The organism is Streptomyces sp. NPDC002926 (assembly GCF_053591755.1).
Genome location: NZ_JBSFUK010000024.1, coordinates 16,067 through 31,011, shown reverse-complemented (window position 1 = coordinate 31,011; position 14,945 = coordinate 16,067). Strand labels below are relative to the sequence as shown.

Annotated in this window: 18 protein-coding genes and 1 pseudogene; 16 read left to right on the top strand and 3 right to left on the bottom strand. The window is 68.4% G+C overall.

Annotated elements, in window-relative coordinates; translation table 11 throughout:
- Window positions 1-52 precede the first annotated feature (52 nt).
- The 4 genes from ACWDZ6_RS26650 to ACWDZ6_RS26635 all read left to right on the top strand — a co-directional run bounded on the left by ACWDZ6_RS26650 (window position 53) and on the right by ACWDZ6_RS26635 (window position 6,685).
- Window positions 53-2,836 carry an ATP-binding protein gene (locus tag ACWDZ6_RS26650; RefSeq protein WP_451504845.1) on the top strand — a complete coding sequence of 928 codons (2,784 nt, stop codon included), beginning with the start codon at window positions 53-55 and terminating at the stop codon, window positions 2,834-2,836.
- Window positions 2,837-3,041: 205 nt separating this feature from the next.
- Window positions 3,042-4,151: a polyprenyl synthetase family protein gene (locus ACWDZ6_RS26645; protein WP_451504844.1), complete on the top strand. Its 1,110-nt coding sequence runs from the start codon at window positions 3,042-3,044 to the stop codon at window positions 4,149-4,151.
- Window positions 4,148-5,260, top strand: a complete 1,113-nt coding sequence (locus ACWDZ6_RS26640; protein WP_451504843.1) for a terpene synthase family protein — start codon at window positions 4,148-4,150, stop codon at window positions 5,258-5,260. The genes ACWDZ6_RS26645 and ACWDZ6_RS26640 overlap by 4 nt, the downstream gene beginning before the upstream one ends.
- A gap of 3 nt (window positions 5,261-5,263) precedes the next feature.
- On the top strand, window positions 5,264-6,685 hold the full coding sequence (locus ACWDZ6_RS26635; RefSeq protein WP_451504842.1) for a cytochrome P450: 1,422 nt from the start codon (window positions 5,264-5,266) through the stop codon (window positions 6,683-6,685).
- A gap of 70 nt (window positions 6,686-6,755) precedes the next feature.
- Here the strand turns inward: ACWDZ6_RS26635 and ACWDZ6_RS26630 are convergent, their stop codons facing one another.
- The 3 genes from ACWDZ6_RS26630 to ACWDZ6_RS26620 all read right to left on the bottom strand — a co-directional run bounded on the left by ACWDZ6_RS26630 (window position 6,756) and on the right by ACWDZ6_RS26620 (window position 9,101).
- Complete coding sequence (locus ACWDZ6_RS26630; protein ID WP_451504841.1) at window positions 6,756-7,568, bottom strand: VOC family protein; 813 nt, start codon at window positions 7,566-7,568, stop codon at window positions 6,756-6,758.
- 276 nt (window positions 7,569-7,844) lie between these two features.
- On the bottom strand, window positions 7,845-8,870 hold the full coding sequence (locus tag ACWDZ6_RS26625) for a PHP domain-containing protein (RefSeq protein WP_451504840.1): 1,026 nt from the start codon (window positions 8,868-8,870) through the stop codon (window positions 7,845-7,847).
- A gap of 51 nt (window positions 8,871-8,921) precedes the next feature.
- Window positions 8,922-9,101: a hypothetical protein gene (locus ACWDZ6_RS26620; RefSeq protein WP_451504839.1), complete on the bottom strand. Its 180-nt coding sequence runs from the start codon at window positions 9,099-9,101 to the stop codon at window positions 8,922-8,924.
- 178 nt (window positions 9,102-9,279) lie between these two features.
- Between ACWDZ6_RS26620 and ACWDZ6_RS26615 the strand changes: the two genes are divergently transcribed.
- The 12 genes and pseudogenes from ACWDZ6_RS26615 to ACWDZ6_RS26560 all read left to right on the top strand — a co-directional run bounded on the left by ACWDZ6_RS26615 (window position 9,280) and on the right by ACWDZ6_RS26560 (window position 14,917).
- Window positions 9,280-9,606 carry a gas vesicle protein GvpO gene (locus ACWDZ6_RS26615; protein WP_451504838.1) on the top strand — a complete coding sequence of 109 codons (327 nt, stop codon included), beginning with the start codon at window positions 9,280-9,282 and terminating at the stop codon, window positions 9,604-9,606.
- Window positions 9,607-9,697: 91 nt separating this feature from the next.
- Complete coding sequence (locus tag ACWDZ6_RS26610; protein WP_389176740.1) at window positions 9,698-10,120, top strand: gas vesicle structural protein GvpA; 423 nt, start codon at window positions 9,698-9,700, stop codon at window positions 10,118-10,120.
- The gene (locus tag ACWDZ6_RS26605) at window positions 10,117-10,833 is read left to right on the top strand and encodes a GvpL/GvpF family gas vesicle protein (RefSeq protein ID WP_451504837.1); all 717 of its coding nucleotides are present in this window, start codon (window positions 10,117-10,119) and stop codon (window positions 10,831-10,833) included. Before ACWDZ6_RS26610 ends, ACWDZ6_RS26605 begins: the two co-directional genes overlap by 4 nt.
- Before the next feature lie 3 nt (window positions 10,834-10,836).
- Complete coding sequence (locus ACWDZ6_RS26600; RefSeq protein ID WP_366729946.1) at window positions 10,837-11,082, top strand: gas vesicle protein GvpG; 246 nt, start codon at window positions 10,837-10,839, stop codon at window positions 11,080-11,082.
- Window positions 11,079-11,651, top strand: a complete 573-nt coding sequence (locus ACWDZ6_RS26595) for a DNA primase (protein WP_451504836.1) — start codon at window positions 11,079-11,081, stop codon at window positions 11,649-11,651. Before ACWDZ6_RS26600 ends, ACWDZ6_RS26595 begins: the two co-directional genes overlap by 4 nt.
- Entirely contained in the window at window positions 11,644-12,645 is a 1,002-nt protein-coding gene (locus ACWDZ6_RS26590; protein WP_451504835.1) for an SRPBCC family protein, read from the top strand. Before ACWDZ6_RS26595 ends, ACWDZ6_RS26590 begins: the two co-directional genes overlap by 8 nt.
- Window positions 12,642-12,980, top strand: a complete 339-nt coding sequence (locus ACWDZ6_RS26585; protein ID WP_366729949.1) for a gas vesicle protein — start codon at window positions 12,642-12,644, stop codon at window positions 12,978-12,980. The genes ACWDZ6_RS26590 and ACWDZ6_RS26585 overlap by 4 nt, the downstream gene beginning before the upstream one ends.
- The gene (locus ACWDZ6_RS26580; protein WP_451504834.1) at window positions 12,977-13,753 is read left to right on the top strand and encodes a GvpL/GvpF family gas vesicle protein; all 777 of its coding nucleotides are present in this window, start codon (window positions 12,977-12,979) and stop codon (window positions 13,751-13,753) included. Before ACWDZ6_RS26585 ends, ACWDZ6_RS26580 begins: the two co-directional genes overlap by 4 nt.
- Window positions 13,750-13,947 (top strand): gas vesicle protein, encoded by a 198-nt coding sequence (locus ACWDZ6_RS26575; protein ID WP_451504833.1) that lies wholly within the window; start codon window positions 13,750-13,752, stop codon window positions 13,945-13,947. Before ACWDZ6_RS26580 ends, ACWDZ6_RS26575 begins: the two co-directional genes overlap by 4 nt.
- Window positions 13,944-14,222, top strand: coding sequence for a gas vesicle protein K (locus ACWDZ6_RS26570; protein ID WP_366729952.1), 279 nt, complete (start codon window positions 13,944-13,946; stop codon window positions 14,220-14,222). Before ACWDZ6_RS26575 ends, ACWDZ6_RS26570 begins: the two co-directional genes overlap by 4 nt.
- 83 nt (window positions 14,223-14,305) lie before the next feature.
- A pseudogene (locus tag ACWDZ6_RS26565) lies at window positions 14,306-14,475 on the top strand (HAD family hydrolase); the annotation flags it as partial.
- 184 nt (window positions 14,476-14,659) lie between these two features.
- Entirely contained in the window at window positions 14,660-14,917 is a 258-nt protein-coding gene (locus ACWDZ6_RS26560; RefSeq protein WP_451504832.1) for a DUF5133 domain-containing protein, read from the top strand.
- Window positions 14,918-14,945: the final 28 nt, after the last annotated feature.

Below are 14,945 nucleotides of genomic sequence, written 5' to 3'. Positions count from 1 at the left end.
GTCAAGAGCGGGATGGAAGACGTGCATGCCTGCCGTGCCAGGAGGGGAACGGGTGGTCACGGATTGGTCGGACGCGCAGCGAGCCGTAGGACCAGCGCCGGACGAGGAGCAGCGCGAGCGGGACATACGGATCGTGCCGAGAACCCTTGAGCGAGATGCCGAGCTGGTCATTGTCAACGCGGCGTTGGACGCGGTGAGCGGCCGGTCGGCGACGGGTGCGGTGATCCCCTCGGCGCGCCGCGGTGGATTACTGGCCTTCACAGGACCGGCCGGAGCGGGCAAGACGACCCTCTTGGAGGAGGTGCGCCGTCTTGCGCCCGAGCGGGAGTGCACAGGTCTCTTCGCCAAGGGCGGCGAGCAGGAACGGAGTCTGGCCTTCCATGTGGTGCGGCAATTGCTCCAGCCGCTGCTTGCCTCGTACTCCGAGAGCGAGCGCCGGGAGATGCTGGGCGACTGGTACGGCATCGTTGGCCCTTGTGTCGGCCTAAGTCCCGCCGCGGAGGGAGTGGTGCCGGATCCGCAAGGTGTGCGGGACGGTCTGGACTGGGTGGTCACTCATGTGTCGGTACGGCGCGGCCCGTTGGTCCTGGTCGTCGACGACGCGCACTGGGCGGACGCGGAGTCCCTGGCCTGGCTGACCTCCTTTGCCGCACGGGTCGAGGAACTGCCCGTGCTCCTGGTCATCGCGTACCGCCCCGAGGAAATGCCCGACGAGGTCACGGCGTTCGGCGACATGGTCGAGCGGAACCGGGTGAGCCCGCTGGACCTGGCGCCGTTGACGCCGGCCGCGGTAGCGCGTCTGATGCGCGACGCGCTGGGCATGCAGGTCGACGACGACTTCTGCCGTGAGGCCTGGCTGGTCACCGGCGGCAATCCCTTCGAGACGGTCGAGCTGGCGGCGAAGGTACGCGACCGTCAGCTGGCCCCCGGGATGGAGAACGCCTGCGCTCTGCGGGACCTCGCGGCCGAGACCAAGGGCGGCGGCCTGGTGGACCGGCTCGAGCAGCTGGGCTCGGCCGCGGTGCGACTGGCCTGGGCTGTGGCCGTCCTCGGCTCGGAGGCGACCTTCGGCATGGCCGCGTCCCTGGCTGCGCTGGGACCGGCCGAGGCCGCCGACGCGACGGATATGCTGCGGACCGAGCGCATTCTGACGTACGGCATGAAGCCGGAATTCGTCCATCCGTTGATCGCGACGGCGGTCTACCGGGCCATTCCTTCCGCGATGCGGGTGGCATTGCATGGGAAGACCGCCTGGGAGCTCGTCGAGGCGGGCAAGGGTCCGGCCGTGGCGGCTCGGCATCTGTTGGAGACGCAGCCGGAGGGTGACGTCTGGGTGGCGGAGCAACTGCGCGACGCGGCCCGGGAGTACGTGCGCCGCGGCGCTCCCGACGCTGCCCGGCGCTGTCTGAGCCGTGCTCTGCGGGAGCCTCCGCCCACGGGACTGCGGGCCGTGGTGCTGCATGAACTCGGTTCCCCGGCGCTGCTGCACGATCCGGCGGTGACGGTAAATCATTTGCGGGCTGCCCTGGAGGAACCGCACCTGCCGCCGGAGCTGCGGCAGAGCATCGTGATCCGTCTCGGGCGGGCGCTGTCGCACTGCGACCGGCTCACCGAGGCGGCCGATGTGGCGATGGCGGAATTCCGTAGCGCCGCGGACTCGCGAGTGCGCCTCCGCATGCTCATGGAGCACTTCATGATGTCGGCGTTCACCTCCGACGACCGGGAAGCCCCGGTCCTGTCGCGCCGGCTCAGCCACCTCACACAGCGGCTGTCCGGCCAGAGCCAGACCGAGCGCTACCTCTACGGGCTGCGCGCATGGGATGCGATGGTGCGCGGCGAACCGGCGGCGACCGCGTTGGAGTTCGCGGAGCGGGCGCTGGGATCCGCCGGGATGAGCTGGACGGACGAGCAGTGGGGCTTCGAAGTCCCGTCGCTGGTGGCCCTCACCTTCCTGTACTGCGACCGCCCCGACCGGGCCGAGGAGCTGTACGCGGGAGCCATCGCGGAGTACGAGCAGCAGGGCTGGCGCGGGGTGCATCTCTCGCTCGGCTACAGCCTGCTCGGTTACATCCGGCTGTGGAAGGGCCAGCTCACCGACGCGGAAGACTTCGTACGTGCCGGGCTGCAGCTCGCCGACCGCCTGGGGCCCGCGGGCATTCATGCGCAGTGGTACGCGATGGCCAGCCTGATCGAAATCCTGATGGCCCGCGGAGAGGCCGCGGCTGCCCAGGAGCTGGCGGTGCGCCGCCGGTTCGGCAAGCCGTTCCCGTCGGCTGTGACGCTTCCCGACGCCGAAACCGTCCACGGCGAACTGCTGTTGGGCCGGGGCATGGACAAGGAGGCCGCTGAAGAGCTGGCCGCAGTGGGCCACCGCCTCGACCTGCGCGGGATGCGCAATCCGGCCTGGTGCCCGTGGCTGCCCCAGCTGGCGCTGGCCACCTGCACGACGGATGCTGAGCGGGCGCTGGACCTGGCACGGGAGGCACTGCGCCGCGCCGAGCGCTTCGGTACGGCAACGGCAGTGGGGAAGGCGCTGTGTGTGCTTGCCCGGGTGACGGAGGGGCCCGGGGGAATCGCTCTGCTGCAGCGTGCCGTCACTACGCTGGAGTCGTCGCCGTCGTCGTACGAACTCGCGGGTGCTCTGGTCGAACTCGGCACCGCTCTGCGCCGCGCCGGACTTCTCTCACAAGCGGCCGAGCCCCTGCACCGTGGTGTGGATCTGGCCGGTCAGTGCGGGGCCGGGGGTGTTGCGGCACGGGCCCGTGACGAACTGGTCGCGGCGGGACTGAGGCCGCGCCGCTTGGAGGTGGCGCGGCAGGTTCCGCCTAGCAGATAACCATCCGGGTAGTCAACGGCGCACTGTAGCCCGCCCGTGCTGTGCCGTGCCCCATGTGGTGAGGCATGGTGCGCCCGGGGCGGCATCGTCGGTTTCTCCCGGCGCCGACAGGTGAAGCATCAAGGGCGAGAGAACGGGGAGCGCCTGGTCCCCGCCCTGGCTTGCTCGCTCTTGCTTCCTCGTCTCGCTCCCTCGGAGGGGGGCCATGCGCGCTGCTGTGGCAGGTGCGAAGGGCCACACCATGATGGCCCTCACCGATGCCGCGCCGGACCTGGTGGAGGTCCGGCGCGCGGTCGACTCCGTGCTTGTGGAGTTTCTGGCGGCGAAGAGCCGTTCGGCTCCTCCTCAACTCCCGGAACTCCTCGAGACGTTACGCCGATTCCTCTTCGCAGGCGGGAAGCGAATACGTCCGCTGATGTGTGTGTGCGGATGGTATGCCGCGGATGGTCACGGAGACCCGGAGCCAGTGCTGCGGGCGGCGGCGTCTCTGGAGCTGTTCCACACCTGCGCCCTCATTCACGACGACGTCATGGACGACAGTGACACCCGCAGAGGGCATCGAAGCGTCCACGCGTCCCTGGCCGACCGCCACCGGAGCCGCAATGGCCCCGGGGACGCGGACCGGTTCGGCACAAACGCAGCCATCCTGCTCGGTGACCTCGCACTCACCTGGTCCGACGAGTTGCTCCACACAGCCGGTCTCACGACTGCCCAACTGTGCGCGGCCCTTGCCGTGGTGGACGCCATGCGTAGCGAGATCATGTTCGGCCAGTATCTCGATCTGCTCGGGACCGGCAGGGCGCACGACAGTATTGCCCGCGCCCTGACCGTGAGCCGCTTCAAGACGGCGAAATACACCGTCGAGCGACCGCTGCATCTCGGTGGCGCCCTGGCCGGCTGCAGCGCCGCCGTGCGGGATGCCTGCACCGCCTACGCCCTTCCCATCGGAGAGGCATTCCAGCTCCGGGACGACCTGCTGGGGGGATTCGGCGATCCCGCGGCGACCGGCAAACCCAGCACCGACGACTTCCGCCACGGCAAGTGCACCGTTCTGATGGCCCTCGCCGTCGTACGGGCCACTCCTGCGCAACGCCGCCTTCTGCATGCTCTGGTGGGCCGTCCCGACCTGACCGAGGAGCAAGCCGATGCGGTACGGGCCGTTCTGGAAGCCACCGGCGCCCGTCTCGCGGTGGAGCGGATGATCGCCCGTCGCCATCGGCGAGCCATGAAAGCTCTGGATCGCGCCCCTTTCCCGGAGGCGGCCATCGAGACCCTGCGCCAACTCGCCCACGCCGCCTCCGTGAGGACGTCATGACCGAATTTTTCCTGCCCGAGCTGCCTCGGCTGCTTCCGGTTGCCTACCACCCCAAGGCAGCGCAGATCGAGTTCCGGTCGAACGGCTGGGTGCGCAGCCGCCTCGGCGCCTGCTTCGCGAGTGAGGAGGACCTGCTGCGCTACCTGCGCCAGCGGAACGGACTGTACGGGCCACTCACCGTGCCGTACGCCGATGAGCAGCGGGCGCTCGACGTCGCCGACTGGTACCAGTACGTCACCGTCATCGACAGCTTCGTCTCGGACCGTTCGGCGCTGGGAGCCGATGAGGCGAGTGCTCGCGATGTGTTCGCCGACATCATGGACGAATTCCACGGTGACGGCGGCGGGAGGGAGGATTTTCCCTACGGTGTGGCGGGCAAGGAGCTGTGGCGTCGTATCAGCCCTGGGCTCTCTCCGGGTCAGGTACGACGGTTCGCCGGTGCTCTCGAAGCGTTTCTGCGTGCGTGCGTCACCGAGATCCATTTCAAGCTGACGGAGAAGGTGCCGGACTACGAGACCTGCCTGACCGTGCGGCTGGACAGTTTCGGCTGCGACTTCATACGGCTGATGACCGAATACGCGGCGGCCGTCGACATGAGCGGACTCGACCGGCTGCTCACGGACGTGCACACGCACTGCATGCGGCAGATGATCATCGTCAACGACCTGCTCTCGTGGCGCAAGGAACACGCCCAGGGGGACAAGATGACGGTGGTTCGCGTCCTGATCGAGCGCGAGGGACTAGGCCTGCAGCAGTGTGTCGACCGGCTTCGTGAGCTGGTCGATCACCATGAGAGGGCCTACATCGTGGCTCGGGACCAGGTGCTGAACGGGCCACACGGAATGCGCGCGGACATCCGTGCCTATCTGAAGGGCCTGGACCACCTCATCGGTGGCAGCGCGGAATTCGAGTACCTCACGCCTCGCTACTTCGGCGACGGCTTCGTCTGGGACGGTTCCACCTCGGGGTGGATCAGCCTCACCGCTCCCGTCACCCGATTCCGGGCTCAGCCCAACACCAACGCACAGTCCAACCCCAGCACCGGTACCCGTACGGATGTGGAGAGCAGCAGGCCGCAGGCGGCGACACCATCCCTGACGAGGAGCTGAAGAGTGACAGAGACCGCACGCATACGGCTGTGCGCCGGCAACTCGATGACCGGCGTGGCCGCGCCGTTCAGAAAAGGCAGCGCCCCCGGCCGGCTCCCCGTTCTCGGCCATGCGATCCCCCTGCGGCGGCGTCCGCTGGAATTCCTGGTCGACCTGCCCGCGTACGGCGATCTTGTCGAGATCCGTCTCGGCCCCAAGCGCGCCCACCTGGCCTGCCACCCCGAACTCGTACGGCGGGTCCTGCTGGACCCGCGCACCTACGACAAGGGCGGCCCGCTGTTCGACAAGGTCCGACCGCTCGTGGGCAACGGCTTGTTCAGCTCGGCCTGGGCGGAACACCGATTACAGCGCCGACTGGTGCAGCCTGCCTTTCACCCCGGTCGGACGGCGTCGTACGTCGCCGTGATGTGCGAAGAGATAGACGCCGTGCTCGGTTCGTGGCAGGAAGGCCGTGCCATCGACCTCGGCGCCACGCTGCATGCGCTGACGGTCCGGGTCACCACGCGAACCTTGTTCTCCACCACGGTCGGTGGTCGGGCCGTTGCCGACGTACAGCACTGCCTGCCGATCATCCTCCGAGGCATCTACCGGCGGATGACCGCGCCGGTGGGTCTCCTGGAGAGACTGCCCACCCCGGAGAACAGGCGATTCGAGCAGGCACGCAGGAGGCTGCGCGCCGTCATCGACGAGACGGTGCAGGGCTGCCGGCGCTCGGGGGCTGACAACGGGGACCTGCTGTCGACCCTGGTCGGTGCCCGGGACGAGGAGAGCGGTGAATGCTTCACCGATGACGACCTCCGTGACCAGGTCATGACCCTGCTGATCGCAGGTACCGAGACCACCGCGAGCGTCGTCGCATGGGCCTTCCACCTGCTGAGTCACCACCCCGAGGTCGAACGGCAGTTGCACGACGAAGCCGACCGCACCCTCGATGGCCGACTGCCCGTGTTCGCCGACCTGCCCGCCCTGGACTACACCCGACGCCTCATCACCGAAACCCTTCGCCTCTACCCGCCCGCCTGGCTGCTCAGCCGGATGGTCACCGTCGAGACGGAACTCGCCGGGGAAAGGCTGAAACCGGGCGAGACCGTCCTGTACAGCCCCTACGTCCTCGGTCGCAATCCTGATCTCTTCCCCGATCCCGATCGCTTCGACCCCGATCGCTGGCTACCCGAGCGAGCGGCATCAGTGCCGCGAGGCGCGATGGTGCCTTTCGGCGCCGGCAGCCGCAAATGCATCGGTGAGGCATTCGGCCTGGCAGAGGCGACCCTGGCGCTGGCCGCCATCAGTACGCGCTGGCAGCTCCGGCCCGTGCCCGGGACGACGATCCGCCCGAGGCCGGAAGCGGCTCTGGGCACCGGTCGACTCTGCATGCTGCCCCAACCGCGACGCTTCGGGAGAGGTCCGGGGCGCACGAATCCATGACGCCGGACCGCGGGAGCGCCACCAACTGCGGAGAAGCGAAGGCGTCCTGCAGAGCTCGCCCGGCGGTGGCTCAGTCGGGGAACGTGCGGCTGGTGATCGTGAACAGGGCGCCGTCGGGGTCGCACACGGTCGCTGCCCGGCCCTCGGGAGTGTCGCGCTGCCCGAGAACCATTCCTCCGTTGCGGCGTACCGCCTCGCTGGTGGCGGCCACATCAGCGACGGGGAAGTGGACGTGCCAGCGCGGCCGGATCATGGGGTCCGGTGCGGTTTCGACCGCGCCGGAGCTGAGGCGGGCCACGATGTGCCCCTCCTGGCGCAGTACGACTTCCTCCTTCTCGTACTCGACCTCGCAGCAGCCAGGGCGTTCGCATGCCCAGTCGAAGACCTGCCCGTAGAAGATCGCGGCATCGAACGCGTCCCGTGTCCGCAGACGCAGCCAGGCCGGCGCGTTCTTGCGCCAGCTCAGCCAGTCGGAGACGAGCTGTCCTTCCCAGATCCCGAAGACGGCGCCGTCCCGGTCCGCGGCCAGCGCACCACGGCCGACGGGAAAGGTCAGCGGGCCCACCGCGACCGTGGCGCAGCGTTCCAGTATCCGAGCCGCGGTCTCATCCGCGTCGGCGACCGCGAAATACGGCGTCCAGCCGGACGGCGCCCGCAGAGCGGGCTCGGGTGAGCCGAGGCCGGCAACCGGCATGTCATCGAGCATGGCGGTACTGAACTGGTCCCCGAGTTTGGCCCGCCGGAATCGCCATCCGAGTACCGCGCCGTAGAAGGCCTGCGCTTGTGACAGGTCGCGCGCCAGCAGGGTGATCCAGCAGGGCGCGCCGTACACATCGTGGCTCGACGTCGTGTCAGACGCCGCCGGTGTCGTTTCCTTGTCCATCACACTCAGCGTCCCGGTCCAATAGGGGCATACCGGCAGAATATCCCTGTCTCGCTTCGCTCACGCACGGCGTCGGGACGGTCACTCGTTGGGACCGGCGCCGCTGACACGTCACCTGGGGGGTAAGGAGGGTCGCGCTCGGCTGCCGGGTCGGCGGATCGCCGGGATGTCGACACCGGCCGCGGGCCCTCGGCCTCGGCCTGGAACAGAGACTGCCGAGCCGCGCGGCTGCGGGGTCGGGCCGGCTTCGTGCTCGACGTGCTCGACGGCTTCCGGTCAGGGGGCCGGGCGCACGCGAGATCCGGTCCAGTCGAGCAGGTCCGCCGCGCTCCAGGTATTGATCACTCGGTCCGCGGGCACCTCGCACTCCTCGGCCCGGGCGCAGCCGATGATCTGCCAGTCGAGCTGTCCCGGGGCGTGCGCGTCCGTGTCGACGGCGAACAAGGTTCCGGCGGCCACCGCTCGGCGCAGCAGGCGTTTGGGGGGATCCCGTCGCTCGGGCCGGCTGTTGATCTCCACGGCTGTGCCGTGGGCGGCGCAGGCCGCGAAGACCTCCTCCGCGTCGAACTGTGACTCGGGCCGCTTCTTGCCCGAGACGAGTCGGCCCGTGCAGTGGCCCAACACATCGGCCAAGGGGTTCTGAACCGCCTTGACCAGCCGCCGTGTCATTGCCGCCGACTCCATGCGCAGCTCCGAGTGGACCGAGACGACCACGAGATCCAGCTGATCCAGCAGCTCCGGCTCCTGGTCGAGGGAGCCGTCCGACAGGATGTCGCACTCGATGCCGGTCAGCAGCCGGAAGGGGAACCACTGCCTGTTGAGTTCCGCCACGATCTCCAACTGCTCGCGCAGCCGCTCGGCGGACAACCCACTCGCGACGGTCAGCCGCGGAGAGTGGTCGGTGAGAGCGGCCCACTCATGGCCCAGGGTGATCGCCGCCCGCCCCATCGCCTCGATGGGGCTGCCACCGTCCGACCAGTCCGAATGCAGATGGCAGTCGCCCCGCAGCAGGGAACGCAGCTGTGTCCCGCCCTCGGCAAGCGGCTTGGACGCCTCGTCCTCCAGCCGCTGAAGGTAGCGCGGTACCTCTTGGGCCAGCGCCTCCCGTACGACACCCGCCGTCTTCGGGCCGATGCCCTTGACGGCTTCAAGTGACCCCGCCTCCGCGCGTCGGCGGATTTCGGCATCGGGCATCTGAGCCAGGACGGCGGCTGCGGTGCGAAAGGCGCGGACCCGGTAGGTCTCGGCGAGGGAGCGCTCCAGCAGGAACGCGATCCGTTCCAGCGCCTCCACGGGGTTCATCTCGGCTCCTTCGTACCGTGACGGCGACCTCGGAGCCGGGAGCGCGGGGCACTACCCGCGTCCCTGGCGGTGGCCGGCCGCTCCTTCCACTGTCGCCCTTTCCGCAAGCGCGAGCACGCCGGGCGGCCGCACACGGCGGCCGGTGGCGTACTCGGCGCTCGCCGCCTCCTGCGGTGGCAGCAGCAGTTCTTCAAGGCGGAAGAGTGCCAGGACGATGCCCGGCATCGCCATCGGAAACGAGCAGGGCGACGAGCACGATGGCCCGTCCTTTCCTGGGAACTGTGCTCCGGGTTCCCCCTCCCATCCCGGCCAACCTCCTGACATATCAGGCATCGCACAACTCGGCACCCTTCCTCGCGAGTTGATGTTTGAAGTGGCTCAGACGTGCAACCCGCAGCAGGGAGGAGCCATGGCGAATACATCAGAGAACACCCCGAAATCAGAGAACTCACCGAAGAGGAACGGGAATGCGGCGGACAGGCCGGGCCCGATGGAGCTGCTGCGCCAGGCGCGTGCCCAGCTGACGGAACTCACCGGCATGGAGGTCGAATCGGTCTCGTCGTTCATCCAGGCCGAGGACGGCTGGTCGTTGGAGGTCGAGGTGCTCGAACTGGCCCGCGTCCCCGCGACGACAAGCCTCCTGGCGACGTACGAGGTGACCCTCGACGCCCAGGGCGAGCTGACCGGCTACCGACGCGTTCGCCGCTACGAGCGCGGCAGGGCCGACCCCAGATAGCGGGTACGCCGCGCACCCGACCGACAGCCGAGAACCGACAACCGAGAACCGACAGCCGAGAACCGACAACCGAGAAAGGAGGCTGGCACCGATGACCGTTGTGCCGGCACAGCAAAGCAGGGGTGGAGGCAGCAGTGGCCTCTACGACGTCCTGGAACTCGTACTCGACCGTGGGCTCGTCATTGACGCCTTCATACGGGTCTCCCTCGTAGGAATCGAGATCCTGAAGATCGATATCCGGATCGTGGTCGCCAGCGTCGACACGTATCTGCGCTTCGCGGAGGCGTGCAACCGGCTCGACCTCGAGGCCGGGCCGCGCAAGGACCCGGGTCTGCCCGACTTGGTCGGAGAGATCACGGAGTCCGGAGCGCGGGGCAAGTCCAAGGGCGTGCTGGAAGGCGCCGCGGAGAAGATCTCGGACTCGTTCCGGCAGGGCCGTGATGAGGAGAAGACCGAATCCAGGCCGCGCACGAGGCGCACGACGTCCCGCGCAAAGAAGGAGGAGTCGGAGTGAGTACGTACGTCTATGGCATCGCACGGAGTTCGCACCCGAGCCTCCCGGAGACGGCGACCGGGGTGGGCAACCCGCCGAGGCCCGTACGCGCCCTGAGGCAGGGCAAGCTGCTGGCTCTGGTCAGCGATGCGCCCGAAGACCTGAAGCCCAAGCGGCGCGATCTGCTGGCGCATCAGAACGTGCTGCGCGAGGCGGGCGAGGAAGGCACCGTACTGCCCCTGCGCTTCGGGGGCATCTCGCCGGACGACGAGACACTGACAGCCGTGCTCGCCGAACGTGAGGACCACTACCTCGACCGGCTTCAGGCACTGGACGGCAAGGCCGAGTACAACGTCAAGGCCACACACGACGAAGACGCTGTCCTGCACCGGGTACTCGCCGACGACCCCGGACTGCGGGCCATGGCTGAGGCCGGCCGAATCGCCGAGGGCGGTTCGCAGGAGCAGAAGGTACAGCTCGGCGAGCGCATCGCGGCCGCCGTGCAGCTGCGCGAGGCCCTGGACGCCGATCTGGTGCGGGCGACGCTCGAAGGACCGACCGAGGAAGTGAGCGCCGGACCGCAGAGCACCGGATGGCTGACGAACCTCTCCTTCCTCGTGATTCGCGAACGCGGTGCCGAATTCCTGAACGCCGTCGACGAGCTGCGTCTGCAACAGCCACACCTGGCACTGACCGTGACCGGGCCCCTTCCTCCGTACAGCTTCGTGGAGTGAGCGATGGGGCTGCTCGGAGAACTGTTGCTGCTGCCTGCCGCACCCCTGCGTGGCGCCGCCTGGGTGCTGCAGCAGGTCGTGGACGAGGCGGAACGGCAGTACTACGACCCGTCGGCCATACAGGGTGAACTCGCCCGTCTCGCAGAGCAGCTTGATGCGGGCGATATCGACGAGGCCGAATTCGACCGCCGTGAGGACGAACTCCTCGAGCGGCTGCAGATCATGCAGAACAGAGAGCAGAAACAATGAACAGCTTGAACAACCGGCTGGTGATGGGCCTCGCCGTGGGCGCCGGGTATGTGCTCGGGCGCACCAAAAAGGCGAAGCTGGCGTTCGCCATCGGCACGATGGTGGCCGGCAAGCGGCTGCAATTGAGCCCGAGAGCGCTCGGCGACCTCTTTTCCCAACAGCTGCAGAACAACCCGCAGTTCAAGGCGATCGGCGACCAGTTGCGGGAGGACCTGCGCGGGGTGGGCAAGGCGGCCACCGGAGCGCTGGTCAACCGGCAGCTCGAAGGAATGGCCGACCGGCTGCACGAGCGGACGTTGAGCGTTCAGGACCGAATCGACGGCGCCGACTCCGATGTGCATGGTGAGGCCGAGGCCGATCAGGACCTGGAGGAGGACGAGGAGGAGCGGGAGCCTCAGGGACGGGCCAAGGCGCAAGAGCAGACGAAGAAGACGGCGAAGAAGACGGCGAAGAAGACAGCGCCCGCACGCAGGAGCGCGGCCAAGAAGGCGGCCGGGACCGGCCGGCGCACCACAAAGCAGGCGGCTGCCAAGAAGGCAACCTCGAGGGGAGGCCGTAGCAGTGGCTGAGAAACAGAGCCTGCTGAGCGCAGACAACCCCGCTGCTCAGAGACTGAAAGAGGAGCTGCAGGGTTATCTGGCCGTGCAGGCCCAGCGGAAGCTGACTGCGGTCGGCCGCACCCTCGGCCGTACGACGGTCAAGCTCAATGACATCGCGGAGGGCCACAGCCCCGGCCTCGCCAAGCTGGCCCTGGAAGGCGGCCGCAAGGCCGCCCAGGGCAAGGGTCCGCTCCGCAGCGCAGTCGAACTGGGGGCCTCGCGGATCAAGGAGAATCTCACCCAGACCCTCAAGGGCTTCGGCGGAAAGCGCAAGAAGGCCAGGGGAGGGAGCAAGCCGGTCGTCATCATGGAGACCGTCGATGTCGGAGTCCCGGTACGCGAGGCCTACGACCAGTGGTCACTTTTCCAGGACTTCTCCACGTTCGCCAAGGGCGTCAAGAGCGTGAGCATCGCCGACGACGTCACATCGGACTGGCAGTTGAAGGTCTTCTGGTCGAGCCGTAGCTGGCAGGCCCACATCACCGAGCAGATACCGGACACCCGCATCCAGTGGACGTCACAGGGCGCCAAGGGAAGCGCGAACGGTGTCGTCACCTTCCATCCATTGGGCGAGAACCTGACCCGGGTGCTGCTTGTCCTGGAGTACTACCCCAAGGGGCTGTTCGAGAAGACGGGCAACATCTGGCGTGCGCAGGGCCGGCGCGCCCGGCTCGATCTGAAGAACTTCGCCCGCCATATTTCGCTGCGCGGTGAGGCGGAAGACGGATGGCGGGGCGAGATCCGGGACGGCGAGGTGGTGCGCCCCGACGACGAGGCCGTACCCGATGAGCAGGACGAGCAGGACGAGCCGGAGCTGTACGAGGACGAAGCGGAGGACGCAGCGGAGGAGGAACCGGAAGAGGAGTACGAATACGAGGCTGAGGCCGAGGACGAGGACCAGGGCGTGGCCGAGGAAGAAGACGAGGCCGTGTCCGCCCGGACCGGCAACGGCGGCCGCCGATGACCACGGCAAGCAGGCTCCCCGATCCCTATGGCGGTTCCGGCGGCGCGAATCTCGCCGACATCCTTGAGCGCGTGCTCGACAAGGGAATCGTGATCGCGGGCGACATCCGCATCAACCTCCTGGACATCGAGCTTCTGACGATCAAACTCCGCCTGATCGTCGCCTCCGTCGACAAGGCCAAGGAAATGGGAATCGACTGGTGGGAGGACGACCCCGGGCTCTCGTCCGGTGCCCGCCGCCGCGAACTGGCGGAGGAGAACGAGCGATTGCAGCGCCGTATCGCGGAACTCGAATCGTCCGATCGAACAGGTGAGGACCGCAAGGAGTCGGCATGAACGAGTTGCGCTATGTGTACGCCGTGACCCGTCCCTTCGACGGGCCGCTGGCCGAAGAGCTCCGCGGGGTGGCGGCCACGCGACCGTATGTACTGCACCACGACGACCTGGTCGCTGTCGTATCCGCGGTGCCCGCCGACGACTTCGACGAGATTCCGCTCCGCGCCCATCTCGAAGAGCTCGACTGGCTGACCGAGACCGCCCACGCCCACCAGGCCGTGGTCGCCGCGCTCACCTCGCTGAGCTGTCCGCTGCCGCTACGGCTCGCCACCGTCTGCCGGGACGACGGCGGTGTGCGACGACTGCTCGATGCGGACCACGACCGGTTCGTACGCACCCTGGACAGGCTCGACGGACGCGTCGAATGGGGTGTCAAGGTGTACGCGGAAGCGCCGGAACCCTCACGAGAGGCCTCCGCACCTGCTTCCGCACCTGCCGCCGGATCGACCGGCCGCGACTACCTCCGCAGGCGCCTTCAGGAGCGCCGCGCCGACGAAGGAATCTGGGAGCGTGCCGACGCGGTGTCGCGGCGACTGCACGAGGAACTGTCCCGTCATGCGGAGGCGGACAGGCTGCACCGCCCGCAGCAGGCACAGCTCTCCGGGGCCGCCGGACACAATGTCCTCAACGCCGCCTATCTCGTTCCGCGGGAGGAGAGCGCCGCATTCGTCGAGGGGTTGGACGAGCTGCGACCGCAAGAGCCGGGCATACGTGTGGAGTTGACCGGCCCGTGGGCCCCGTATTCCTTCACGGGCGAGGAGGGGGACCGATGACCGCGCCGGCGCCGACGGCCCATCGCGAGATCGCGCTGGTCGACCTGCTCGACAGACTGCTCGGGGGCGGTGTCGTGATCGCCGGCGACGTCACCCTGCGGATCGCCGACGTCGATCTCGTACGCATCGACCTCAGGGCGCTGGTCAGCTCGGTGAACGCCCAGGTCCCATCCCCCTGGGAGGAGCCCGTATGAGCGGCAAGCGCAGGGTCGAGCTGGATCCCGACACCGTCGAACGCGATCTGGCGAAACTGGTTCTGACAGTGGTGGAGCTCTTGCGCCAGCTCATGGAGCGGCAGGCATTGCGTCGCGTGGATGTGGGGGATCTGACGGAGGACCAGGAGGAGCGCATCGGGCTCACCCTGATGCTGCTCGAGGACCGGATGGACCTGCTGAGGGAGAAGTTCGGACTCGAGCCCGGAGATCTCAACATCGACCTGGGGCCGCTGGGGCCGCTGCTCCCCAGGTGACGAGAGCAGAGGCCGGTGCAGTGCCGTGCCTTCCGGACGGCGACAGTTGCCAATGCCCTTCCGGCAGGCCGGGCACCGGGTGGCTCGACGCCGACGACACCATCAGCGCGACGGCCGTCGCCGACGACGTCGTGGAGGGGCAAGCCCGCTCCCGATCCGGTGGAGCACGCCCTGGAACTGGCTGGGGTGCCTGCCGAGCGCGCGGGTGTTCGTCGGCGACTCACGGTGGGACATGGAGGCCGCGACCAGCGCTTCCGCCCACCTTCGACAGTGCGGGCTCGCACCGCCGGGCCGGGCCGAACGAGACCGGACTGAGTTCTGACCTGGGGCGATCGCCGAGAGTAGTCACACGAATGGCGGTGGTCGCCGCTGCGGGTAACACTGGCCCGGACCGCTGGGTGCGCACCCGCTGGTGCTTTCACTCAAGGAGGGCACTGATGTTGTTGCCTGACCTCGCTGTCATCGCCGGACTGATGGCCCGCTACCGGGCACATGAGCACCGTTTCCTGGCCGCCCCCCACGACGGTGAAGCGCGCATGCGCTTCGAGGACACCGCCTACACCCTGTGTGTGCTGATGGGTGAGCGCACGGCCAGAGAAGCCGTCGTCGCCGCGGAACGCTATGTCGCGCGAGGCCGGCGGAAGCACGGGCCCGCGGAGGAAGGGGCAGCGCCGCGGAGGCGCGCACCGCGCTAGCGGGCCATACAGCTGGATTTCGTCTGGC

What these genes read in the sequence shown, in the direction of transcription:
- ACWDZ6_RS26645 (WP_451504844.1), top strand. Translation starts at nt 3,042, where the DNA reads ATGCGCGCTGCTGTGGCAGGTGCGAAGGGCCACACCATGATGGCCCTC.
- ACWDZ6_RS26640 (WP_451504843.1), top strand. Translation starts at nt 4,148, where the DNA reads ATGACCGAATTTTTCCTGCCCGAGCTGCCTCGGCTGCTTCCGGTTGCC.
- ACWDZ6_RS26630 (WP_451504841.1), bottom strand. Translation starts at nt 7,568, where the DNA reads ATGGACAAGGAAACGACACCGGCGGCGTCTGACACGACGTCGAGCCAC.
- ACWDZ6_RS26625 (WP_451504840.1), bottom strand. Translation starts at nt 8,870, where the DNA reads ATGAACCCCGTGGAGGCGCTGGAACGGATCGCGTTCCTGCTGGAGCGC.
- ACWDZ6_RS26620 (WP_451504839.1), bottom strand. Translation starts at nt 9,101, where the DNA reads ATGGCGATGCCGGGCATCGTCCTGGCACTCTTCCGCCTTGAAGAACTG.
- ACWDZ6_RS26615 (WP_451504838.1), top strand. Translation starts at nt 9,280, where the DNA reads ATGGCGAATACATCAGAGAACACCCCGAAATCAGAGAACTCACCGAAG.
- ACWDZ6_RS26610 (WP_389176740.1), top strand. Translation starts at nt 9,698, where the DNA reads ATGACCGTTGTGCCGGCACAGCAAAGCAGGGGTGGAGGCAGCAGTGGC.
- ACWDZ6_RS26600 (WP_366729946.1), top strand. Translation starts at nt 10,837, where the DNA reads ATGGGGCTGCTCGGAGAACTGTTGCTGCTGCCTGCCGCACCCCTGCGT.
- ACWDZ6_RS26595 (WP_451504836.1), top strand. Translation starts at nt 11,079, where the DNA reads ATGAACAGCTTGAACAACCGGCTGGTGATGGGCCTCGCCGTGGGCGCC.
- ACWDZ6_RS26585 (WP_366729949.1), top strand. Translation starts at nt 12,642, where the DNA reads ATGACCACGGCAAGCAGGCTCCCCGATCCCTATGGCGGTTCCGGCGGC.
- ACWDZ6_RS26580 (WP_451504834.1), top strand. Translation starts at nt 12,977, where the DNA reads ATGAACGAGTTGCGCTATGTGTACGCCGTGACCCGTCCCTTCGACGGG.
- ACWDZ6_RS26575 (WP_451504833.1), top strand. Translation starts at nt 13,750, where the DNA reads ATGACCGCGCCGGCGCCGACGGCCCATCGCGAGATCGCGCTGGTCGAC.
- ACWDZ6_RS26570 (WP_366729952.1), top strand. Translation starts at nt 13,944, where the DNA reads ATGAGCGGCAAGCGCAGGGTCGAGCTGGATCCCGACACCGTCGAACGC.
- ACWDZ6_RS26560 (WP_451504832.1), top strand. Translation starts at nt 14,660, where the DNA reads ATGTTGTTGCCTGACCTCGCTGTCATCGCCGGACTGATGGCCCGCTAC.